This window comes from Pseudomonas sp. 14A (genome assembly GCF_018132745.1).
GTDB lineage: Bacteria > Pseudomonadota > Gammaproteobacteria > Pseudomonadales > Pseudomonadaceae > Aquipseudomonas > Aquipseudomonas mercuritolerans.
Genome location: NZ_JAGRQJ010000013.1, coordinates 180,571 through 203,563 on the forward strand (window position 1 = coordinate 180,571; position 22,993 = coordinate 203,563).

Below are 22,993 nucleotides of genomic sequence, written 5' to 3' on the forward strand. Positions count from 1 at the left end.
GTCAGCTATCGTCACTTCGGGCTGTTTGAAAACGCACAGCGGCTGCGCAAAAACTAACATTCTTTTAACGAAAGCTAACAACTAGAGTGTCCGACAATAAAAACAAAAAGCGAGGTCAGGGCATGCAGACGTCCCTGGATGAATTCGACTACATCGTGGTCGGCGCCGGCCCCGCCGGTTGCTTGCTGGCCAACCGGCTCTCAGCGGATCCACAGCAACGGGTGTTGCTGCTCGAAGCCGGCGGACGCGACAACTACGCCTGGATTCACATTCCTGTGGGTTACCTGTTCTGCATCGGTAACCCGCGCACTGATTGGTGCTTCAAAACCGAAGAACAACCTGGCCTCGACGGTCGCGCGCTGAGCTATCCGCGGGGCAAGGTGCTGGGCGGCTGTTCATCGATCAACGGCATGATCTACATGCGCGGCCAGGCCGGCGACTATGACGGCTGGGCGGCGGTGGGCAATCCGGGCTGGGCCTGGAAAGACGTGCTGCCGCTGTTCAAACAGAGCGAAAACCACTTTGCCGGCGGCGCTGAATTTCATGGCGATCAGGGTGAATGGCGGGTCGAGCAGCAGCGCCTGTCGTGGCCGATTCTGGATGCCTTTCGCATCGCTGCCGAGCAAAGCGGCATCGCCAGCATCAATGACTTCAACCAGGGCGACAACGAGGGCTGCGGCTACTTTCAGGTCAACCAGAAAGCCGGGGTGCGCTGGAACGCGGCCAAGGCCTTTTTGAAACCGCTGCGCAGCCGGGCGAACCTGACCGTGCTGACCGGCGTCGAGGTTGATCGTGTGTTGCTGGAGGATGGCCGCGCGGCGAAAGTCAGCGCGCAGCATGAAGGCCAGACCAGACAGTTCAAGGCGCGCAAGGAGATTGTCCTGTGCGCCGGCTCAGTCGGCTCGCCGAGCATTCTGCAGCGCTCCGGGATCGGTCCGCGGCCGCTGCTCGAACGCTTAGGGATAGGCGTGATTCATGAGCTGCCGGGCGTCGGCGGCAACCTGCAGGATCACCTGCAACTGCGCCTGATCTACAAGCTGGAAAACGCCCGCACCCTGAACCAGATCGCCGGCAGCGTGTGGGGCAAGATGGGCATGGGCCTGCGTTATCTGTACGACCGCAGCGGGCCGTTGTCGATGGCGCCGAGTCAGTTGGGCGCGTTTGCCCGCTCCGGTCCCGAGCAAACCTCGGCGAACCTGCAATATCACGTGCAACCGCTGTCGCTGGAGCGCTTTGGCGAGCCGTTGCACAGCTTCCCGGCGTTCACCGCCTCGGTGTGCGACTTGCGCCCGCAGAGCCGTGGGCGCATCGAGATCCGCTCCGCCGATCCGCAAGCGGCGCCGCTGATCCAGCCCAATTACCTCAGCCATCCAGAAGATCTGCGCGTCGCCGCCGATGCAATTCGCCTGACCCGGCGCATCGTCAGCGCCCCTGCCCTGCAAGCGTTCAAACCGGTCGAATACTTGCCCGGCGACAGCCTGCAAAGCGAAGAACAATTGCATGAAGCGGCGGCGAAAATCGGCACGACGATTTTCCATCCGGTCGGCACCTGTCGCATGGGCAACGACGGTGACGCAGTGGTCGATGCGCAATTGCGCGTGCATGGCGTGCCGGGTCTGCGCGTCGCCGATGCGTCGATCATGCCGAGAATTACCTCGGGCAATACCTGTTCGCCTACGCTGATGATTGCCGAGAAAGCGGCACAACTGATACTGGCTGGACCTGTACACAGTACAAATGTGGGAGCGAGCCTGCTCGCGAATGCGGTAGCTCACTCAGCCTAGGAGTTGACTGGCAAAAAGCTTTCGCGAGCAGGCTCGCTCCCACAGGAATCATCATCACCAGACTCAGGCATCGCGCATTACCGGACACGCAACACCAGTGGAACAACAAAAACAATCACTGTGAGGGATACCGATATGTCAGAACACGTTCAGCCGCTGGACGCTGCGGGCAGCGCCGAGACCAGCAACGCAACGCAGAAAGTCATCTTCGCCTCATCACTCGGGACAGTGTTCGAGTGGTATGACTTCTTCCTCTACGGCGCTCTCGCGGCGGTGATCAGCAAGCAGTTTTTCGCCGGGGTCAACGACACCACGGCGTTCATCTTCGCCCTGATGGCATTCGCCGCCGGCTTCATCGTGCGGCCATTCGGCGCGCTGGTGTTCGGCCGTTTGGGCGACATGATCGGGCGCAAGTACACGTTCCTGGCGACGATCATTCTGATGGGCGTGGCGACGTTCTGCGTCGGCCTGCTGCCGACCTACGCCAGCATCGGCATCGCCGCGCCGATCATTCTGGTGGTGCTGCGCATGCTTCAGGGCCTGGCGCTTGGGGGCGAATACGGTGGTGCGGCGACCTACGTGGCCGAACATGCGCCTATCGGCAAACGCGGCTTCCACACCAGCTGGATTCAATCCACCGCGACCCTCGGCCTGCTGTTGTCGCTGCTGGTGGTGCTCGGCTGCCGCTACTTCACCGGCGACCAGTTTGAAGTCTGGGGCTGGCGCATTCCGTTCCTGCTGTCGATCGTGCTGTTGGGCATTTCCACCTGGATTCGCCTGAGCCTGCACGAGTCGCCGGCCTACCTGAAAATGAAGGAAGAAGGCAAAACCTCGAAGGCGCCGATCCGCGAATCCTTCGGCAAATGGGAAAACCTCAAAGTCGTGCTGATTGCGCTGTTCAGCATCAATGCCGGGCAAGCGGTGACCTTCTACGCCGCGCAGTTCTATGTGCTGTTCTTCCTCACCCAGTTCCTGAAAATGGACCCGGCGGTGGCCAACAGTCTGCTGATCATCAGCGTGGTGATCGGCGCGCCGTTCTTTATCTTTTTCGGCTGGCTGTCGGACAAGGTCGGGCGTAAACCGGTACTGATGCTCGGTCTGTTGCTGGCGACCGCGCTGTACTTTCCGATCTTCAAGTCCTTGGCCCACTACGCCAACCCGGCGATCGATCAGGCCAGCCGTCAGGCACCGATCACCGTCCTCGCCGACCCCGCCACTTGCACCTTCCAGTTCGATCCGGTGGGCAAGGCGAAATTCGACAGTCCGTGCGACAAGGTCAAAACCTTCCTGGTCAAACAAGGCCTGCCCTACTCCAGCGTCGCAGCGCCTGCGGGCAGCGCCGTGCAAGTGAGTGTCGGCGACGTGAAGCTGGATGGCTTCGATGAGGCGGCACTGCGCGGCGCGATTACCCTCGCCGGCTACCCGCAACAAGCCGATATGCAGCAGATCAACAAACCGATGATCGTCGCCCTGATCGTCGCGCTGATCATCATCTCGGCCATGTGCTACGGGCCGCTGGCGGCGCTGATGGTGGAACTGTTCCCGACCCGCATTCGCTACACCTCGATGTCGCTGCCCTATCACATCGGCAACGGCTGGTTTGGCGGATTCCTGCCCACCGTGTCGTTTGCGCTGGTGGTGTACACCGGGGATATTTTCTACGGGCTGTGGTATCCGGTGCTGATCACCGGGGTGAGCCTGGTGGTGGGGATGATCTGTCTGCGTGAGACGAAGAATATCGATCTCGACAAGAACTGAAAAACCCGCTGACACAATGGCGAGGGAAGCGATTCTCTCGCCATTTTTTTGCTTCAGGCGTGCGCCTTGATCACTTCGAATTTCACCTGGTCCGGATAAAAGGCCACGTAGTCGCGGATCGGTGCGACGGAGACCTTCGGGTTTTCGTACGTCCACACCGCGTTGGCACCCTCATGTCCGGGCACTTGCAGGCTGAAATAGTTGGCGTCGCCCTTGTACGGGCAATAGCTGGTGTGGTCGGTGCGGGCGAAGTATTTTTCGTCGATGTCTTCGCGCGGGATGTAGTACACCGGCGGATAGTTGGCTTCGTTGAGGATCATCGCGTGAGAGGACGCGGCGACCTGGATGCCGTGGAACTTCACCAGCAGGCAGCCGGCAAGTTGTTCCAGGCTGATCACGGGACTGGGGCTTTTCATGAGGTTCTCCTGAGCACAGCGAAGAGACCGGTTCAGGTATAGCTGATGGGCTCGGGTCTGGTTGAGATTGCAGCCGAACGGCGAAAACCTTTGGCAATGGTTTTATCTGTATATCCATACAGATAAAAGTTGCTCGCGCCGCAGACTCCAGCCATCCTGTGCGCTCCCACAAACCAACCAGCGATGGTAGCTATGCGGCTGTACCTCTGTGAAAAACCTTCCCAGGCCAAAGACATTGCGGCCGTGCTCGGCGCCAGGCGTCGCGGCGACGGCTGCTGGTTGGGGACGGACGTCACAGTGACCTGGTGCATCGGCCATTTGCTCGAAACAGCACCGCCGGATGCCTACGACGCGCGCTACAAGCGCTGGGTGCTGGCGGATCTGCCGATCATTCCCGACAAATGGAAAATGACCGTCAAGCCGCGCACCGCCAGCCAGTACAAAGCGGTGAAGCGTCTGCTTGGCGAGGCCAGCGAACTGATCATCGCCACCGACGCCGACCGTGAGGGCGAGATGATCGCCCGGGAACTGGTCGAGCACTGCCGCTATCGCGGGCCGATCCGCCGCTTGTGGCTGTCGGCGCTGGACGAGGCATCGATTCGCAAGGCCTTGGCCGCGCTGAAACCGGGAGCCGAAACATTCAGCCTGTATCACTCGGCACTGGGCCGTTCACGCGCGGACTGGCTGATCGGCATGAACATGAGTCGACTGTTCACCTTGCTGGGCCGGCAGTCGGGTTATCAGGGCGTGCTGCCTGTGGGCCGAGTGCAGACGCCGACCCTGCGACTGGTGGTCGACCGCGACCGCAGCATCGCCGATTTCGTCCCCGTACCGTTCTGGGCAATCGACGTGGATTTGCTGCACAACGGCACGACGTTTACCACACAGTGGCGCGCACCATCAGACGCTTGTGATGATCAGGATCGCTGCCTGAATCAGGCGTTGGCGCAGCAAGCGGCAGCGGCGATCAGCAGTGCAGACAGCGCACGGGTGATCAAGCTGAAAACCGAGCGCATGCGCGAAGTGGCGCCCCTGCCCTTCGATCTCGGCACCTTGCAGGAAGTCTGCTCGAAAAAGCTTGGCCTTGGCGCCCAGGAGACCCTCGACATCGCACAGGCCCTTTACGAAACCTACAAAGTCATCACCTATCCGCGCAGTGATTGCGGCTTTCTGCCGTTGAGCCAGCACAGTGAGGCGCCATCGATCCTCACAGCGTTGCGCCAGGCCGATCCGAGCCTTGAACCTTTGCAGAGGCATCTCGAACCGCAGCGGCGCTCGCGGGCCTGGAATGACGCCAAGGTCAGCGCTCACCACGGCATTATTCCCACCATCGCCGCGAAGAACCTTGAACGCCTGACCGGCAAGCATCGCGCGGTGTACACGCTGGTTCGCGCGCGCTATCTGGCGCAGTTTCTGCCCAATCACGAATACGATCGCACCCAGGCCGATTTCGATTGCAACGGGCAGGCGTTGCGCGCGGTGGGCAAGCAGATCATCGAACCAGGCTGGAAGCGCGCATTGCCCGAAGCACTGGCGCCGGCCAAGGGCCGCGAAGCACCAGCACCGCAAACCTTGCCGGCCCTGAGCCAGGGCGTCGAATGCGCTGTGGCGAAAGTGAATCTCAAGAATCTTTGGACGCAGCCACCAAAACCCTACACCGAAGGCGATCTGATCAAGGCGATGAAGAACGTTGCCAAATTGGTCGAGGATCCGCTGCTGAAACAGAAACTCAAAGACACCACCGGCATCGGCACCGAAGCCACCCGCGCGTCGATCATCCAGGGCTTGCTTGATCGCGGTTATCTGGTGAAGAACGGCAAGGCACTGGCGGCGACACCTGCGGCGTTCAGCCTGATCGATGCAGTGCCGCGCGCGATCGCCGATCCTGGCACTACGGCGATCTGGGAACAGGCGCTGGACATGGTGCAAAGCGGCGAGATGAGTCTGGAAGAATTTGTCACCAAACAGGCTGCGTGGATGAGCAAGCAGGTCAGCCGCTGCTCAGCCATCAGCCTGACCATCAGTGGCCCGCCGCCAGCCGGCAAAGCCGCAGCGCCGTGGAAGAAAAAGCGCAAGTCGACGGCCAGCAAAACCGCCGGTACGCGCAAACGCACGGCGCGTCCGACGACTCGCTGAATTCCTCGAGGCTCCCTTCTCGACGTTGCTGAAACGGATCTTTTCTCATTCCAAAACAGCTTTGTCCGACAATATGTAGTGCTTGAAAATAATCACTACAAAACCGTTGACGGCATCGTTTTGCTTTTGCATGATGAAGACGTTCCCCGATCGGGAGCACTGGTAACACGCTTGAGCAAACTCGTCTGACCGCCGAGTTGTTTTTTCCGGATACACGCTGCCCACAAGGCAGATTGAAGAAGCTGACCTGGCCTGAACGTCCAGTACAAGGACGAGAAGCGCTGGCGAAAATTCTCAAGACGCTTGTGGCCGACACTGGATTGTCGTCAAGGAGCCTCCCGGTTTTCGCTGCTTCTCCTCGTTGTGACGCTATTGCGTAGCAGTTATTCAACACGACTACATGCAACAGATGCATGACCCCGTACTTCATACGGGCGAGCGCTGACGTCCTGGTTTCGGTGCCAGGGATCAACTAACCGATGGGCTACCTGTATTAGCGAATCAACTTTGAAAGATCACCAGACTGGTCAAGGGGCATAACAATGAATCTGAACAATCAACCCACTATCGAAGAACTGGCTCGTATGTTCGCGGCGCAGAAAGACAGCCACGACAGCCATATTCTCTGGATCAGCAAGTCGGGCCAGGTGCACATCGACTGCCTGTCGCCCCACGCTGGCGAAGAGGAATTCGACCGCAACCACCAGAACCTGCTGGCCCGCCTGAAGATGTACCGCCGCGGCCACGGTTATGTCGGCAAGAAGGCTGCGGCCGACAAGGACTTCATTGGCAGTGTGCTGCAGACGCTGAAACAGGCGTGGGATTCGATGCAGAATCAGAACGAAGTTCGGGTGATTGATCGGTTGTATTGAGTAGTAGATTATTTGACTAAGGGCCTGCTTCCGATTGGGAGCAGGCCCTTTGTTGTTCTTTTGAGTTTTGCGGCGTGAGTGCCCCCGTCGCCCCTCACCCCAGCCCTCTCCCGAGGGAGAGGGAGCCGACCGAGTTGCCTCAGCTCAACCGTAGACCTGAATGACCGTGGCGATTATGAGTCAACGAAGCTCGTTCAGGTCGGAGTAACTTGACCAAACACCTCGGTCAGCCCCCTCTCCCGCTGGGAGAGGGTTAGGGTGAGGGGCTTTTCATGCCGAGCACCAGCTCCACAAACGCCAACGCCGCCGCACTGTGATAATTATTCCTGCGCCGCAACAACGCCGCGCCACGCTGTGGCGCCTCCCCTTCGACCCGCAAGCGGCGCAATGCGCGGTCTTCGCTGGCAATCGCCTCGGGCAGCATGGTCGCCAGCGGCGCATGCCGCACCACTTCCAGCAACGTACTCACCGAATTCACTTCAATCCGCACCTGCGGCGTAATCCCCTGCTCACGGAAATACTCATCAACCGATAACCGCGTGATGAAGCCCGGCGCCAGCAAGGCGAAATCCATTGAAGCCAATTCCGTCGACGTCAACACCGAAGGGCTGTCATAGAGCGGATGCCCAGGCCCGACCATGATCCCCAGCGTCTCGGTAAACGCCGGTATGCATTCGATATCGGCATTGCGCACCGGCGTGAACGCGATCGCGACATCCAGCGAATCATCCGCCAGTCCTGCCTCGATGTCGTCCATCGACAACTCGAAGATCTCCAGATGAATCCCGGGAAACCGCGCGGTGTAGTCGCGCACCAGTGGCCCGACCAGATACGCCATGAACGTCGGCGTCATCGCCAGGCGCAGGGTGCCGCGCGACAAGTCCTTCACGTCGTGCAAGGCGCGCTGCCCGGCCTCCAGCTCCACCAGCACGCGCCGCGCGCACTCGATGTAAGCCACGCCGGCATCCGTCGGCTTCACCGTGCGTGAGGTGCGATCGAACAGGCTGACGCCGAGGGTTTCTTCCAGTTGCCGGATCTGCTGCGACAACGTCGGCTGCGATACATGCAGCGCTTCGGCCGCCCGGGTGAACCCGCCGTGATCGGCAACGGCGAGCAGATAACGCAAATGTCGCAACAGCATGAGGACACCATCTATAGGAAGGGCTTATGCGAAGTATTGTATATCGGTCTTGGACGCTATGAATCGACCGGCGCAACATTGCTTCCACACACAGCAAGCCAACCCCTGAAAGGAGTGACACCATGCAACAGTCCCACGCCTACAACGACAACAGTCTGGCCCTGACCACCCGCGTTCTCGACGCCAAGGCGAAAAAAGATCTGTCGTGGCAGGATCTTGCTGACGGCACCGGCCTCAGCCTGGCCTACGTCACCGCCGCCCTGCTCGGCCAGCATCCGCTGCCGGAAAACGCTGCTCAAGTGGTCGGCGACAAGCTTGACCTCAACGCCGATGACGTCGCCGCTCTGCAGATCATTCCTTTGCGCGGCAGCCTCAGCGGCGTGCCGACCGACCCGACCATCTACCGTTTTTACGAAATGATCCAGATCTACGGCACCACGCTGAAGGCGCTGGTTCACGAGCAGTTCGGTGACGGCATCATCAGTGCGATCAACTTCAAACTGGACATCAAGAAAGTCGAAGACCCTGAAGGCGGCTCCCGCGCCGTGGTGACCCTCGACGGCAAGTTCCTGCCGCTGCGCCCGTTCTGATGCGCCCGGCCCGCACCCTGCGTGCGGGCCATCCGATTTCCGCAAAGAGGACACGCCCATGAAAGCCCTGATCGACGGCTTCCTGAAATTCCAGAACGAAGCCTTCCCGCAACGCAGCGAACTGTTCAAACATCTGGCCACGACCCAGCAACCCGGCACGCTGTTCATCACCTGTTCCGACAGCCGTGTAGTGCCTGAGCTGCTCACCCAGCAAGAGCCCGGCGAACTGTTCGTGATCCGTAACGCCGGCAATATCGTGCCCTCCTACAGCCCGCATCCGGGCGGGGTCTCGGCGACGGTGGAATATGCGGTGGCAGTGCTGGGAGTGACCGATATCGTGATTTGCGGCCACTCCGATTGCGGCGCAATGACCGCGATTGCCCAGTGCAAATGCATGGATCACCTGCCCGCCGTCAGCGGCTGGCTGCAGCATGCCGAGTCGGCGAAGGTGATGAACGAAGCGCGCGTGCATGGCAGCGACGCGGCGAAATTGAGTTCGATGGTGCGCGAGAATGTGATCGCGCAACTGGCGAATATCCAGACCCACCCGAGTGTGCGCCTGGCCCAGGAGCAAGGGCGGCTGAATCTGCATGGCTGGGTGTATGACATCGAGACCGGTTCGATCGACGCGCTCTCTTCCGACCGCCGCACCTTTGTGCCGCTGGCGCAGCAACCTGAGACCTGCGCGATCAGCGCGCAAGCCAGCCACGCTGCCTGACTCCCCACCGTGATCGTTCCCACGCTCTGCGTGGGAACGATCAACAGATCAGCGTTTCACCGTGAGATCAACCTGAGTCATCCGGCTACGCACGGTAAACACGCCATCGCCGGAAAGAATCGCACTGCGCGCAAACAGGCGCCCGCTCTCCCAGTTCGAAAGGCCCAGTTCCGGCTTGTTCAACGCGTACTGGCCATCGACCCAACGGGTGATGCCGTTGCCTACGAACGGCGCATTCACTGCGTTGTAGAAACGTTCCTGAACCGCCGCCGCCTCGCTGATCAACGACACGGTGAATTGCGGGCTGTAACGGTTGAACAGCGCAATCGCCTGATCCAGATCATCGACAATCATCAGGCTGACTTCCGGGGTTTCTTCCCATTCCCACTCGCGGCCCAGCTCCGACTCGGGCAAAGACTCGGCCAGCGCTTCGGTCTGGTAACCCTCGGCGCGATAAACCTCGACTGTTGCGTTCTGCCATTCGCTTGGCAGGCAACTTTCACTGCCCGCGACGATGTGCAATTTGCAGCCTTGGCCGCGCGCAGTACCGGCGTCTTTCAAAGCTTCAAGGAACAGCGGCACCAGCTCATCGGCGCGTTCGCGCTGAATCAGGCAGACATTCAGGGTATTACAGACCTTGCGGTCCAGCGAGTTGCGCACCACTGCCGCGAAGCGAGTGGCGTCGGCGTCACGGTCGGCGATCAGCCACGCACCGCCGGTGCCGTGCAGGCTGACGGCAGTGCCGGCCTGCTGAGCAATGCTGCCCAACTGACTGACCGCACGGCCCGAGCCGCGCGCCACCGCCAGCGACAGACGCCGATCGGCAAACATCGCCCAACCGGCAGCATGATTGACACTTTCAACCAACGACACCGCCCCCACCGGCAAACCGGCTTCGGCCAGCGCCGGGTTCAAGGCGTGAGTGACGATGGCTTGCGCAGTGCCCAACGCATCGCTGCCGATGCGCAGCACAGCCGTATTACCGGTGCGCAACACCCCGGCGGCGTCGGCAAATACGTTGGGTCGGCCTTCGAAGACAAACGCGACGATGCCCAGCGGCGAGACCACTTGCTCAACCTTCCAGCCATCGTGCTCGACACTGCTGATCACTTTGCCCCGGGTCGGTGGCGCATCACGCCAGGCGCGCAGCCCGGCGATCATGTCGCGGCGCATGCGCTCATCGGCGAGCAAGCGTGTGGTCGAGCGGCCGCGCGCCTTGGCTCGCTCGATGTCGGCGCGGTTGGCGGCTTCGATCTGCGTCCAGCATTCAGGGCTCTCCAGGCGCTGGGCAAACAGGTCGAAGAACCGGCTGATGGCTTCATCGGAGACCGCCGAAAATGCTGTGAATGCCGCAGCCGCACGCTCGATTGCCACCGAGGCGGCCTGTTGATCGGCCACGGGGATCAGCAACAACTCGCCACTGACCTGCTCGACCAGCAGATGGTCACCGGGCTGAAACCGCGCGGCCAGTTCGGGGCTGACCACGGTGACGCGGTTACCAGCGAAAGGGATCGGCGTGCCAGCGACTAGACGTTCGAGCGCAAGAGACATGAAGCGGATTCACCATGCAGAGGGCGGCCGGAAAATGTATAGAACACGATCCTGCAAAGCAACACTGCACCCGGTGGGAGCGAGCCTGCTCGCGAAAGCGGCCAGTCAGACGACATCGATGCTGAATGTACCGGCCTCTTCGCGAGCAGGCTCGCTCCCACACTGGAAAATCGTGGTGTGTCTTTAGAAGACGGACCAGCCAATCCGCGAGCTCAGCAGCTCCAGCGCCGCCATCCCCGCCAGCGAGTTGCCGGCGGCGTTCAACTCCGGCGACCACACGCACACGCTGAACTGCCCCGGCACCACCGCAACGATGCCGCCGCCGACCCCGCTCTTGCCCGGCAGGCCGACGCGATAAGCGAAGTTGCCCGCCTCGTCATACAGACCGCTGGTGGCCATGATCGAGTTGACCTGCTGGGTCTGGCGGCGCGTCAGGATCTGCTCGCCGCTGTGCTTGCAGAACCCGTCATTGGCCAGAAAGCAGAACGCCCGGGCCAGATCGATGCAATTCATCCGCAGCGCGCAGTGGCTGAAATAGCTGCGCAGCACCGCTTCGACATCGTTGTGAAAGTTGCCGAACGACTGCATCAGATAGGCCATCGCCGCATTACGCGCACGGTGCTGGTATTCGGAGTCGGCGACCTTGCCGTCGATCATGATTTGCGGATTGCCGGACAGACGCCGGACGAAGTCGCGCATCGACAGTGTCGGCGCAGCGAATCGCGACTGGTTGATGTCGCAGATCACCAGCGCCCCAGCATTGATGAACGGATTGCGCGGGCGGCCGCGCTCGAATTCCAGTTGCACCAGCGAATTGAACGGCTGGCCGGACGGCTCGTGGCCAAGCCGTTCCCAGATCGCTTCGCCGGAGTGATCGATGGCCTGCACCAGGCTGAATACCTTGGAAATACTCTGCACCGAGAACGGCGTTTCAGCGTCGCCGGCGCAATACATTTCGCCGTCGTTACTGTACACGGCGATGCCCAACTGGTTGGCCGGCACCGTGCCGAGGGCGGGAATATAGTCAGCAACTTTGCCCTGCCCGATCAGGGGCCGGACGGCGTCAAGGATCTCGTTCAACAGCGCTTGCATGCCGGGTTCCGAAAGTCTCGCCCCATGGGATCGCGGGGACACTGGGGCTAGACGCTGCGCCCGCCGGTCGCATCACACCGGCAAGCATCAGGCAGAATGTTCTAGGCTGAAGCGGACCATTCAGACACAGGAGAGCACCATGCACCTCGAAGGCTCCTGCCATTGCGGCGAAGTCACGTTCAGCCTCGACAGCGCCCATCCTTATCCCTATCAACGCTGCTATTGCTCGATCTGCCGCAAGACCCAGGGCGGCGGCGGTTATGCGATCAACCTTGGCGGCGACGCGACCACTCTCAAGGTTCGCGGAGGCAAAAACATCAGCATCTATCACGCGAAGATGAAAGCTGACGGCGATAAACGCGCCCATCGCAGCAGCGCCGAACGCCACTTCTGCTCACTGTGCGGCAGCGGCCTGTGGCTGTTCAGCCCAGAGTGGCCAGAGCTGATTCATCCATTCGCCTCGGCGATCGACACGCCACTGCCGGTGCCGCCGGAACACACGCACCTGATGCTTGGTTCGAAAGCGCCGTGGGTTGAGGTCGAGGCGAAGCCGAAGGATCAGCAGTTTGATGTATATCCCGAAGAATCGATTGCCCAGTGGCATGAGCGACTCGGTGTAACTCGCTGAACACCGCGCCCTTCGCGAGCAGGCTCGCTCTCACATTTGGATTGCGATCACCTGTGGGAGCGAGCCTGCTCGCGAAGGGGCCGGGTCAGGCAATATCAATCAGTCCAGATGCGCCCAGGTCATCCTGAACAACGCCCCGCCCCACACCGATTCGCCAACCTCAACCTGCCCGCCATGGGACTGCGACACCCGCCGCACCAGCGCCAGGCCCAGTCCGAAACCCCCGGTGCGCCGATCCCGACTGGCATCCAGTCGGGAAAACGGTTCGAAGATTTTCTCCCGCCCTTGCAGCGGCACACCCGGGCCGTCATCGCTGACCCGCACTTCATAGTCATCGCCATTGCGCAGCAGCGACACCTCAACGCGCTGCTCGGCATAGCGAATGGCGTTGCGCAAAAGGTTGATCACCGCCCGCGCCATGAAGCGCGGTTCGATGCTTACCGTGTCGACCTGGCAACCGGCGATCGACAACTGCACGCCCACTGCTTCGGCCTCCAGCGCCACACTACCGACAACGCTGTCTAGCCAGTCGGCCGCGTGAATATTCTCCCGTTTGATCACTGTCGCGCCGTGCTCGAGGCTGGCGTAGGTCAGCAGCTCCGAGACCATCTCCTCCAGCTCACCAAGGTCGGCATACATGTCGGCGATCAGCTCGCGATTCTCGCTGGCGTCCGGTAGCTGTTTGAGCTGATCAAGTTCGAACGACAGCCGCGCAATCGGTGTGCGCAATTCGTGAGACACCGCGTTGGTCAGTTCGCGCTGGTTGGCGATCAAGCCTTCGATGCGCGCCGCCATCAGATTGAAGTGCTCGGCCAGATCGCGGATGTTTGAGCGCCGCGATAACTGGATGCGCACCGACAGATCATTGTCGCCAAAACGCTCGGCCGCCAGCCGCAGCTTTTCCAGATCGCGCCAGTGCGGGCGCACCCAGAAAAACAGCACGATGCCAATCAACACCGCGAGCATCATGTACGCCGCAGTGATGTAGAACGGCATCAGGCTCGGCTCCGGCGGCAGCTTGATGCTGAGCAGTTGCGAGCCACCATCGATATTGCTAATGAACTGCGTGTAATCGTCGCGGATCACCAACAGGTTCCGCGCGAGCTCGGCTTTTTCCTGCGGTGTCAGGGCGAGTTGATCGGCCTCGACCAGACTCAGCGACAGACCGTAGTGCGCGCGCAATGAATCGAGTTTCTGTTCACGCTCGGCGCCCTGGCGGCCTTGCAGATGATCGACCAGCGACCACGCCTGACCGCGCACGGCTTCACGGTTGTAATCCTGCGTCTGGCTGTCGAGCAAGGCGTTGAAGGTGTGCTCGACCGTCTGCAAGGCCAGCACCAGTCCTACCGTCATTACCAGAAACAGCCCGAGAAACAAACGCAGCATCTACAGCTCCCACGCGAACGGATTGAACAGATAGCCCTTGCCCCACACGGTCTTGATGCACACCGGCTCGCGGGGATTGTCCTTGAGCTTGTTGCGCAATTTGCTGATGTACACGTCGACGCTACGGTTGAGGCCGTCGAAGGCAATGCCGCGCATGCGATTGAGAATGTCATCGCGAGAAAGGATTTTGCCCGCCGCGCTGGCCAGCAACCAGAGCAACTCGAACTCCATGGTGGTCAGCTCGATCAGCTCACCGGTCAGGCGCACTTCCCGGCAACTGCGGTCGATGCTCAATTGCCCGAACTCGAGAAAACTGACCACGCTGCTGTCCGGCGTCTGCCGCCGTTGCAACGCCCGCAGCCGCGCGAGCAACACCGGCGGTTTGATCGGTTTGATCACGTAATCGTCAGCGCCGGATTCCAGACCGAGGATGTGATCGAGATCGTCTTCCTTGGCGGTGAGGATCACGATCGGCGTGTCCGAGACACTGCGAATTTCCCGGCAGACCTGCAAACCGCTCTGCCCCGGCAACATCAGATCGAGCACGACCATTTTCGGCTTGAATTCGAGAAACGCAGCCACGGCCAGATCCCCCCGATGCACCGTGCGTACCTCGTAGCCGTGTTGTTCAAGAAAGTGCGCGATCAACGCGGCGAGACGCTCATCGTCTTCGACCAGCAGCACCTTGCCGAAACCCAGGTTATCCATAATGACCGTTGCCAAGCCAAATGTGAAAGGGCCGATATTATGCGGGCAATCATTGATCAGGCGCTGACGCCAGACAGCAAAAACCGGCCACGCGGGCCGGTTTTCGGTGATGCTTCATACTTTTAAGATTTTTTTACAATCCGACAATGATGTCCGATTGGATTGCGGCAGCTCCTACCCGATCATGCGGCGACCGGCACACCGCTGTGAAAGCGGAATTCTTCGTCCGGCGACTCGATCAACGCTTGCTCGGCAGCACGGACGCGCTCAATCACCTGCGCGACATCCTTGGCATCACCATACTGATAGGCCAGTTTCAGATAACCCTGAAAGTGCCGCGCCTCGCTTTTCAGCAAACCGAAATAGAACTTGCCCAGTTCTTCATCCAAATGCGGCACCAGTGCTTCAAAGCGTTCGCAACTGCGTGCTTCGATGAAAGCGCCGACTACCAGCGTATCCACCAGTTTCACCGGTTCGTGACTGCGCACCACTTTGCGCAGGCCCGAGGCGTAGCGGCCGGCGTGCAGCTGACGCAACTCGATCTTGCGCCGTTTCATGATGCGCATGACCTGCTCGTGATGCACCAGTTCTTCCCGGGCCAGGCGCGACATCATGTTGATCAGGTCGACGTGGGCGTGGTACTTGGCAATCAGGCTCAGCGCAGTACTGGCGGCCTTGAACTCGCAGTTCTTGTGGTCGATCAGCAGGGTTTCCTGATCGGCCAGTGCCGCCTGGACCCAGGCGTCGGGGGTGCGGCAGCCAAGGAATTCGTGGATTTCGGGAAGGATCATGGGGCTCACGGTAAAAAGGTGTTCGAGCGAAGGGCGCCGATTATACCGGCCTGCCCGCAGACCACCAGCGGCGGCTGTTGATATGCATCAAGTCGCAGACGTTCGGGTAGCAACTATAGTTGTGCAACGCCGTGCCTTTTCTTTGCTGGAGACTCCGCTCATGCAAGCCATTCGCAGCATTCTGGTGGTCATCGAACCTGAACATGCAGAAAGCCTGGCGCTCAAACGCGCCAAGCTGATCGCCGGTGTCACCCAGGCTCATCTGCATTTACTGGTGTGCGACAAGAAGCATGACCATGCCGGCCTGCTCAGCGTGCTCAAGGCTGCGTTGCTCGCCGAAGGGTACAGCGTGACCACCGAACAGGCGTGGAACGAGAGCCTGCACGAAACCATCATCGATGTGCAGCAGGCCGAGGGTTGCGGCCTGGTGATCAAACAGCACTTCCCCGACAGCTCGCTGAAAAAAGCCTTGCTGACCCCGGCCGACTGGAAGCTCCTGCGCCACTGCCCTACCCCGGTGCTGCTGGTGAAAACCGCCGGCTCCTGGAAAGACAAAGTGATTCTGGCTGCGGTCGATGTCGGCAATGCCGATGGCGAACATCGGCACTTGCACAGCACCATCATCGATCACGGCTACGACATCGCCAGTCTGGCCAAAGCGCATCTGCATGTGATTGCCGCGCATCCGTCGCCGATGCTTTCAGCCGCGGACCCGACATTTCAGCTCAAATCGACAATAGAAGCCAAATACCGCGAGCAGTGCCGGGCGTTTCAAGCAGAGTTCGATGTCGATGACGAGCACCTGCACATCGAGGAAGGCCCTGCCGATGTGTTGATCCCGTTCATGGCGCACAAGCTGCAGGCAGCGGTAACGGTGATTGGCACAGTGGCGCGCAGTGGTTTGTCAGGCGCGTTGATCGGCAATACGGCGGAGGCGGTGCTGGATACGCTGGAAAGCGATGTGCTGGTGCTCAAGCCGCAGGAGGTTGAGGATCATCTGGTGGAACTGGCCGTGAAACATTAAGAGCAAAAGATCGCAGCCTTCGGCAGCTCCTACAGGTAGAACGCATTCCCATGTAGGAGCTGCCGAAGGCTGCGATCTTTTGCTGTTCAGGCGCCGAAGGCGTCTTTCAGGAAGCCCGGGGCGATGTAGCGCTGATAATGCGCTTCCGACAGCAGGAAGAATTCCCGATCAATGGCATCACGCAGTTCCGGCAGGTTCCAGTCGCGGAACTCCGGCAGCAACACCATCCCGTAGGCCTCAAGATTAATGATCACCCGCGCACCTCGGGCAATCAGCTGATAGGCCCAGCAATATTCCGACTGATGCGGTACGAAGCGGATCTTGCGCTGCTCGAGTTGCTCGCGCAGGCGCGCCGAATCGAAAATCTCGACCTTGGCCGCCATCACTTGTGACAGCAATTGCTCCAGACGCAGCCAGACCGCACGCTTTTCCTCCTCGTTGTACCCGTTCCAATGGATCACTTCGTGGTGGAAACGCTTGCAGCCACGGCACACCAGGTCACCGTAAACGGTGGAGCAGAGGCCGACGCAGGGGGTCTTGATGGTCTGATTGGGCATAAATGGGCAGAACACTGAAACGCGGAACAGGCCGGCATGTTAGCCCTTTGTCGGGCATTGATCACCCCTCAAACAGCAAGGTCTCGCCGGCGTCGCAGGTTTGCTCCGGCCGCGCTGATTGCCACGAAAGTCCAATAGAGCGCGACTTACCTTTAAATTTTTTTTGCCGTAGAATCAGCCAGCCTTTTAAGGCGCCAATGTCCGTTAGAAGCTGTTTTCAAAGCGTCACGAGCACAGTCGTTCCTTCAGAGCGGTGTTGGCGAAGGGTTTTTCCAGCGGGGAAAAGCCCAACGCCAACCCTCATCAGCTCCCCGTTCTGCAGGCGTAAAACTTTGAAAGCAGCTTCTGTAAGGAATTGCCGGTAATTCTGGCCGAACGACCCACAACGTCGTGAGGCGCATGAGTACGGCAATTTCGGGATGAGCGTCCCGGACACCCATTTGGGACCACTGATGAGGGTAATAACTGTGCTTGAAGCCTACCGCAAACATATCGAAGAGCGTGCAGCCCTGGGTATCGTTCCCCAGCCGCTTAACGCCGAACAAACAGCAGGCCTGATCGAGCTGCTGAAGAACCCTCCGGCTGGCGAAGAAGCTTTCCTCGTTGACCTGATCACCAATCGCGTACCACCTGGAGTGGACGAAGCCGCCTACGTCAAGGCCGGTTTCCTGTCTGCCCTGGCCAAGGGCGAAGCCACCTCCCCTCTGCTGGACAAGAAACGCGCTGTAGAACTGCTCGGCACCATGCAGGGCGGCTACAACATCGTCACCCTCGTTGAACTGCTGGACGACGCCGAGCTGGCGCCAGTCGCCGCCGAAGAACTCAAGCACACCCTGCTGATGTTCGACGCCTTCCACGACGTCGCTGAAAAAGCCAAGAACGGCAACGTTCACGCCAAGGCCGTGCTGCAATCCTGGGCTGACGGCGAGTGGTTCAAGAAGCGCCCGGTCCTGGCCGACAAGATCAGCCTGCGCGTATTCAAGGTCACCGGCGAAACCAACACCGACGACCTCTCCCCTGCGCCAGACGCCTGGTCGCGTCCTGACATCCCGCTGCACGCCCTGGCCATGCTGAAAATGGCCCGTGACGGCATCGTTCCGGACGAGCAAGGCAAGACCGGCCCGATGAAGCAGATCGAAGAAATGCGCGGCCAGGGCTTCCCGATCGCCTACGTCGGTGACGTGGTCGGTACCGGTTCGTCGCGTAAATCGGCCACCAACTCGGTGCTGTGGTTCTTCGGCGACGACATCCCTTACGTGCCGAACAAGCGCGCTGGCGGTTTCTGCTTCGGCAGCAAGATCGCTCCGATCTTCTACAACACCATGGAAGATGCCGGCGCCCTGCCGATCGAGTTCGATGTGTCGAACATGAACATGGGCGACGTGATCGACCTGTACCCGCACGCTGGCAAAGTCTGCAAGCACGGTACCGACGAAGTCATCACCACTTTCGAAATGAAGACCCCGGTGCTGCTGGACGAAGTCCGTGCCGGCGGTCGTATCCCGCTGATCATCGGCCGTGGCCTGACCGAGAAGGCTCGCGCCGAGCTGGGTCTGCCAGCGTTCGACCTGTTCAAGAAGCCTGAAGCTCCGGCTGAAAGCACCAAGGGCTTCACCCTGGCGCAGAAAATGGTCGGCAAGGCTTGCGGTCTGGCAGAAGGCCAGGGCGTGCGTCCTGGTACCTACTGCGAACCGAAGATGACCACCGTGGGTTCCCAGGACACCACAGGTCCGATGACCCGTGACGAACTGAAAGACCTGGCGTGCCTGGGCTTCTCCGCTGATCTGGTGATGCAGTCGTTCTGCCACACTGCGGCTTATCCAAAGCCGATCGACGTGACCACCCACCACACCCTGCCTGACTTCATCATGACCCGCGGCGGCGTTTCCCTGCGTCCGGGCGACGGCATCATCCACTCGTGGCTGAACCGCATGCTGCTGCCGGACACCGTCGGTACCGGTGGTGACTCGCACACCCGTTTCCCGATGGGCATCTCGTTCCCGGCCGGTTCCGGTCTGGTCGCGTTCGCCGCTGCCACTGGCGTCATGCCGCTGGACATGCCGGAATCGATCCTGGTGCGCTTCAAAGGCAAGATGAAACCTGGCATCACCCTGCGTGACCTGGTTCATGCCATTCCGTACTTCGCTATCCAGAACGGTCTGCTGACCGTCGAGAAGAAAGGCAAGAAAAACGCCTTCTCCGGCCGCATCCTGGAAATCGAAGGCCTGGAAGGTCTGACCCTGGAGCAGGCGTTCGAACTGTCCGACGCCTCGGCCGAACGTTCGGCTGCCGGTTGCACCATCAAGCTGTCGAAAGAGTCGATCACCGAGTACCTGCAGTCCAACATCACCCTGCTGCGCTGGATGATCGGCGAAGGCTACGGCGATGCGCGCACTCTGGAACGCCGCGCTCAAGCGATGGAAGCCTGGATCGCCAACCCGCAACTGATGGAAGCCGATGCCGACGCCGAATACGCCGAAGTCATCGAAATCGATCTGGCCGAAATCAACGAGCCTGTGCTCTGCGCGCCGAACGATCCGGACGACGCCCGTCTGCTGTCCAGCGTTGCTGGCGAGAAGATCGACGAAGTGTTCATCGGTTCGTGCATGACCAACATCGGTCACTTCCGCGCTGCCGGTAAACTGCTGGATCAGGTCAAGGGTCAGCTGCCAACCCGTCTGTGGCTGTCGCCGCCGACCAAGATGGACGCTCACCAACTGACCGAAGAAGGCTACTACGGCATCTACGGCAAGGCCGGCGCACGCATGGAAATGCCAGGCTGCTCGCTGTGCATGGGTAACCAGGCACGCGTTGAGCCGAACAGCACCGTGGTCTCGACGTCGACCCGTAACTTCCCGAACCGTCTGGGCGACGGCGCGAACGTCTACCTGGCCTCGGCCGAGCTGGCGGCCGTTGCTTCGATCCTGGGTCGCCTGCCGACCGTCGAGGAGTACATGGAATACGCTGGCAAGATCGACAGCATGGCGGCCGATGTCTACCGCTACCTGTCCTTCGACCAGATCGCCGAGTTCCGTGAAGCTGCTGCGAACGCCAATATCCCGGTCGTTCAAGCCTAACGCTGCAAGGCAATAAAAAACGCCGCCCATCGTGAGATGAGCGGCGTTTTTTTATGCCTGCGGGCAAGCATCACGCAAACCTTGTGGGAGCGAGCCTGCTCGCGATGGCAGGCTCGCAATCGCACAGGTCGGTCAGACAGCCAGCTTGTAAACCAGCGCCGAAATAGCCACCAGCCCCACCGCGGTAACAAACACGTTCGACGCCTGACCGCGATAGCGCGCCATCGCTGGCACCTTGCGAATCGCGTACATCGGCATCAGGAACAGGATTGCCGCAATCACCGGCCCACCGACCGTTTCGATCATGCCCAGGATGCTCGGATCAAGCGTCGCGACGATCCAGCAGATCACCAGCATGAACGCCGCCACGATGCGATCCAGCGTTTTCGCGCCCGGACGCTTGCCGCTCTTGACGATCAAACCCTTGAGGCCTTCGCTGGCCCCGATGTAGTGGCCGAGGAACGACTTGGAGATCGCCACAAACGCAATCAACGGCGCCGCAAACTCGATGGTCGGGTTGCTGAAGTGGTTGGCCAGGTACGACAGGATCGACAGGTTCTGCTCTTTCGCCTCAGCCAATTGCTCCGGCGACAGGGTCAGCACGCAACTGAATACGAAGAACAGCACCAAAATGACCATCAATGCATGAGCGCGCGCGAGGATCTGTGAGCTGCGCTCGTCGGCGTGCACACCGTAACGACGCTTCTGGTCCATCGCGAACGCCGAGATGATCGGCGAATGGTTGAACGAGAACACCATCACCGTAATCGCCAGCCACAGCGTATGCAGCAGCGCTGACGGCGCCGGCACTTGCGAGGCTGTGGCGAGGATGCCGCCGTTCCAGTGCGGGATCAGGTACACGGCGAGGAACAGCAGCGCGACGATGAATGGATAAACCATCAGGCTCATGGCCTTGACGATCGCCTGTTCACCGCAACGCACCACGGCCAGCAGGCCGAGTATCAACACGAACGACAGCAGCGCGCGCGGCGGCGGTGTGATGTGCATTTGGTGTTCGAGGAAACTGGCGACCGTGTTGGTCAGGCCGACGCTGTAGATCAGCAGGATCGGGAAGATGGCAAAGAAGTACAGCAGCGTGATCAAGGCACCGGCCTTGATACCGAAATGCTGCTCGACCACTTCGGTAATATCGGCACCTTCGCGACCGGACAGCACAAAACGGGTCAGGCCACGGTGAGCGTAAAACGTCATCGGGAAGGCCAAAAGCGCGAGGATAACCAGCGGCCAGAAGCCACCCAATCCTGCGTTGATCGGCAAAAACAGGGTGCCGGCGCCAATGGCCGTCCCAAACAGTCCCAGCATCCAGGTGGTGTCCTGGCGATTCCAGCTCGAAAGTTCAGCGGGTGCTGCTGCGTCGAAGCGCTTTTCGAGGCTATTGGCCTGATCATTCATCCGGTCGGATCTCCGCTTTCCGGTCACTTGCCACTCGGTCAGGACGCGTCGGAAAAAACCGACAGACATGCTCCGGCCGAAACAGGGGCGCGATTCTCCGTGATAAATCAATGCAAGCAAAGACTTAGCTGAGGAATGGTTGTGCGGGGCAGCCTGATTGGGCGTCGTTCATGGGAAAAACAGGGTCGCGATTGGGTATGTCAGACGCCGCTTACGGATACGTTTTTGCAATCAAGCCATGATTCATCGATCGCGCTCAGAGCGATATGCCAAGCATGAATCCCAACAAAATGCAGTACAGCCCGAAACCGAAGAGCAACCAGAGCTTGCCATTCTCTCTTTTATCTCTGTTGCGCACCGTTTCCTCGTATTCCGCGAACTCCCGTTCGATTCGTTCCAGTCGTGCCTTGCGGTCATATGTGCTCATACAGATTTATCCCTTGGATAATGCGCCTGAGTGGTCTCAAGCATGAATACTCAAAACTTGAAGAACACGCCTGCGACTGCGGTGATCGCAGTCAACACTCCGCCAAACACCGCAATTGGATAGAGCTTCGTCTCCCTTGATAACTTTTTCTCTTCAGCCTGAAGCTTTTTCCATTCAGCCACGAGTTTCCTTGATTCGTTTTCCAGCCTGTCGAGCTCCAGATTTTCGCGATCGTTATGAAACATTTGCCCTCCTTGGCTGCCGGCGGATGGGGCCAGCACTCGCATGCACATCGACGGCTTTCGTCATGCCCTTATCATCAAACTTTTCCATTTACGCTGACCAGCAGACGCATCTGCCATTCCCGTAGGCAAAATCCGCGAGTCACGTAAGCCTCCTCATACACGGAATTTGCGATATTCCAGACCAATTACCTGCCAGAACCCTGCCCTTGATCTAGCGTGTGAGAAGCCATAACCCAAGGAGCCTCCCATGCCACTGGTCCGCATCGACATCCAGCAAAACCCCGACCCCACTTTCGCCAGGCGCATCGGCGAACAGATCTACGCCGCCCTGCGCAGCTGTATCGATGTGCCAGAGCATGACAACTTCCAGATTCTCAACGAGCACGACGGCCAGCATTTCGTGTACGACCCGCAATACCTCGGCATCGAGCGCAGCGACGGCGTGGTGTTCATTCAGATCACCATCAGCGAAGGGCGCAGCGTGGAAAAGAAACAATTGCTGTTCAAAACCATTGCCGAGAGCCTGCATGCGCAACTGGGCATCCGTACGGAGGACGTATTCATCAATCTGGTAGAGGTGAAAAAGGAGAACTGGTCGTTCGGCAATGGTGTTGCGCAATACGTCAGCTGATGGGTCGTGCGCCATGCCTGCGTACTTGCTTGTTCCACGAACCCGTCC

General features: G+C 59.9%; 21 protein-coding genes. 10 read left to right on the plus strand and 11 right to left on the minus strand.

Going from position 1 to position 22,993, the window contains the following annotated elements; translation table 11 throughout:
• The first annotated feature begins 122 nt into the window (after positions 1–122).
• Complete coding sequence (locus tag PS14A_RS14515) at positions 123–1,784, plus strand: GMC family oxidoreductase N-terminal domain-containing protein (protein WP_212616560.1); 1,662 nt, start codon at positions 123–125, stop codon at positions 1,782–1,784.
• 135 nt (positions 1,785–1,919) lie between these two features.
• Positions 1,920–3,542 (plus strand): MFS transporter, encoded by a 1,623-nt coding sequence (locus PS14A_RS14520; RefSeq protein ID WP_024013261.1) that lies wholly within the window; start codon positions 1,920–1,922, stop codon positions 3,540–3,542.
• Positions 3,543–3,595: 53 nt separating this feature from the next.
• Here the strand turns inward: PS14A_RS14520 and PS14A_RS14525 are convergent, their stop codons facing one another.
• A complete protein-coding gene (locus tag PS14A_RS14525) occupies positions 3,596–3,958 on the minus strand; it encodes a DUF427 domain-containing protein (protein WP_130910035.1) in 363 nt (120 codons plus the stop codon).
• A gap of 192 nt (positions 3,959–4,150) precedes the next feature.
• Here PS14A_RS14525 and PS14A_RS14530 point away from each other — a divergent pair, with 192 nt between their 5' ends.
• Positions 4,151–6,094 (plus strand): DNA topoisomerase III, encoded by a 1,944-nt coding sequence (locus PS14A_RS14530; RefSeq protein ID WP_212616561.1) that lies wholly within the window; start codon positions 4,151–4,153, stop codon positions 6,092–6,094.
• A 542-nt stretch (positions 6,095–6,636) separates the two neighbouring features.
• On the plus strand, positions 6,637–6,966 hold the full coding sequence (locus PS14A_RS14535) for a hypothetical protein (RefSeq protein WP_041480831.1): 330 nt from the start codon (positions 6,637–6,639) through the stop codon (positions 6,964–6,966).
• Between the two features lie 253 nt (positions 6,967–7,219).
• On the opposite strand, the gene cynR is transcribed toward PS14A_RS14535, so the two are convergent.
• On the minus strand, positions 7,220–8,107 hold the full coding sequence (gene cynR, locus PS14A_RS14540) for a transcriptional regulator CynR (RefSeq protein WP_212616562.1): 888 nt from the start codon (positions 8,105–8,107) through the stop codon (positions 7,220–7,222).
• Positions 8,108–8,229: 122 nt separating this feature from the next.
• Between cynR and cynS the strand changes: the two genes are divergently transcribed.
• Complete coding sequence (gene cynS / locus PS14A_RS14545; RefSeq protein WP_122751030.1) at positions 8,230–8,697, plus strand: cyanase; 468 nt, start codon at positions 8,230–8,232, stop codon at positions 8,695–8,697.
• A gap of 58 nt (positions 8,698–8,755) precedes the next feature.
• Positions 8,756–9,415 carry a carbonic anhydrase gene (locus PS14A_RS14550; protein WP_137214909.1) on the plus strand — a complete coding sequence of 220 codons (660 nt, stop codon included), beginning with the start codon at positions 8,756–8,758 and terminating at the stop codon, positions 9,413–9,415.
• 48 nt (positions 9,416–9,463) lie between these two features.
• Here the strand turns inward: PS14A_RS14550 and PS14A_RS14555 are convergent, their stop codons facing one another.
• On the minus strand, positions 9,464–10,966 hold the full coding sequence (locus tag PS14A_RS14555; RefSeq protein WP_212616563.1) for an aldehyde dehydrogenase family protein: 1,503 nt from the start codon (positions 10,964–10,966) through the stop codon (positions 9,464–9,466).
• 183 nt (positions 10,967–11,149) lie between these two features.
• Positions 11,150–12,058, minus strand: a complete 909-nt coding sequence (glsB, locus tag PS14A_RS14560) for a glutaminase B (protein WP_024013269.1) — start codon at positions 12,056–12,058, stop codon at positions 11,150–11,152.
• A 139-nt stretch (positions 12,059–12,197) separates the two neighbouring features.
• Between glsB and PS14A_RS14565 the strand changes: the two genes are divergently transcribed.
• Entirely contained in the window at positions 12,198–12,686 is a 489-nt protein-coding gene (locus PS14A_RS14565) for a GFA family protein (RefSeq protein WP_212616564.1), read from the plus strand.
• 99 nt (positions 12,687–12,785) lie between these two features.
• On the opposite strand, the gene PS14A_RS14570 is transcribed toward PS14A_RS14565, so the two are convergent.
• The 3 genes from PS14A_RS14570 to miaE all read right to left on the minus strand — a co-directional run bounded on the left by PS14A_RS14570 (position 12,786) and on the right by miaE (position 15,571).
• Positions 12,786–14,072: an ATP-binding protein gene (locus tag PS14A_RS14570; protein WP_130910599.1), complete on the minus strand. Its 1,287-nt coding sequence runs from the start codon at positions 14,070–14,072 to the stop codon at positions 12,786–12,788.
• The gene (locus PS14A_RS14575; RefSeq protein WP_130910600.1) at positions 14,073–14,780 is read right to left on the minus strand and encodes a response regulator; all 708 of its coding nucleotides are present in this window, start codon (positions 14,778–14,780) and stop codon (positions 14,073–14,075) included. It lies immediately after the preceding gene.
• 182 nt (positions 14,781–14,962) lie between these two features.
• Positions 14,963–15,571 carry a tRNA isopentenyl-2-thiomethyl-A-37 hydroxylase MiaE gene (gene miaE / locus PS14A_RS14580; RefSeq protein WP_122612531.1) on the minus strand — a complete coding sequence of 203 codons (609 nt, stop codon included), beginning with the start codon at positions 15,569–15,571 and terminating at the stop codon, positions 14,963–14,965.
• A 160-nt stretch (positions 15,572–15,731) separates the two neighbouring features.
• On the opposite strand from miaE, the gene PS14A_RS14585 reads away from it, so the two are divergent.
• A complete protein-coding gene (locus tag PS14A_RS14585; RefSeq protein WP_130910601.1) occupies positions 15,732–16,595 on the plus strand; it encodes a universal stress protein in 864 nt (287 codons plus the stop codon).
• A gap of 86 nt (positions 16,596–16,681) precedes the next feature.
• Here the strand turns inward: PS14A_RS14585 and PS14A_RS14590 are convergent, their stop codons facing one another.
• Positions 16,682–17,152, minus strand: coding sequence for a DUF1289 domain-containing protein (locus PS14A_RS14590; RefSeq protein ID WP_064117650.1), 471 nt, complete (start codon positions 17,150–17,152; stop codon positions 16,682–16,684).
• 467 nt (positions 17,153–17,619) lie between these two features.
• On the opposite strand from PS14A_RS14590, the gene acnB reads away from it, so the two are divergent.
• Positions 17,620–20,229, plus strand: a complete 2,610-nt coding sequence (gene acnB, locus PS14A_RS14595) for a bifunctional aconitate hydratase 2/2-methylisocitrate dehydratase (protein WP_212616578.1) — start codon at positions 17,620–17,622, stop codon at positions 20,227–20,229.
• A gap of 132 nt (positions 20,230–20,361) precedes the next feature.
• On the opposite strand, the gene PS14A_RS14600 is transcribed toward acnB, so the two are convergent.
• From PS14A_RS14600 to PS14A_RS14610, 3 genes are all read right to left on the minus strand, one after another.
• Positions 20,362–21,642, minus strand: a complete 1,281-nt coding sequence (locus PS14A_RS14600; RefSeq protein ID WP_212616565.1) for a serine/threonine transporter — start codon at positions 21,640–21,642, stop codon at positions 20,362–20,364.
• Positions 21,643–21,898: 256 nt separating this feature from the next.
• Positions 21,899–22,069, minus strand: coding sequence for a hypothetical protein (locus tag PS14A_RS14605; protein WP_178084490.1), 171 nt, complete (start codon positions 22,067–22,069; stop codon positions 21,899–21,901).
• A 50-nt stretch (positions 22,070–22,119) separates the two neighbouring features.
• Entirely contained in the window at positions 22,120–22,314 is a 195-nt protein-coding gene (locus PS14A_RS14610) for a hypothetical protein (RefSeq protein ID WP_133336570.1), read from the minus strand.
• A 247-nt stretch (positions 22,315–22,561) separates the two neighbouring features.
• Between PS14A_RS14610 and PS14A_RS14615 the strand changes: the two genes are divergently transcribed.
• On the plus strand, positions 22,562–22,945 hold the full coding sequence (locus tag PS14A_RS14615; RefSeq protein ID WP_137214902.1) for a tautomerase family protein: 384 nt from the start codon (positions 22,562–22,564) through the stop codon (positions 22,943–22,945).
• The last annotated feature ends 48 nt before the right edge of the window (positions 22,946–22,993 follow it).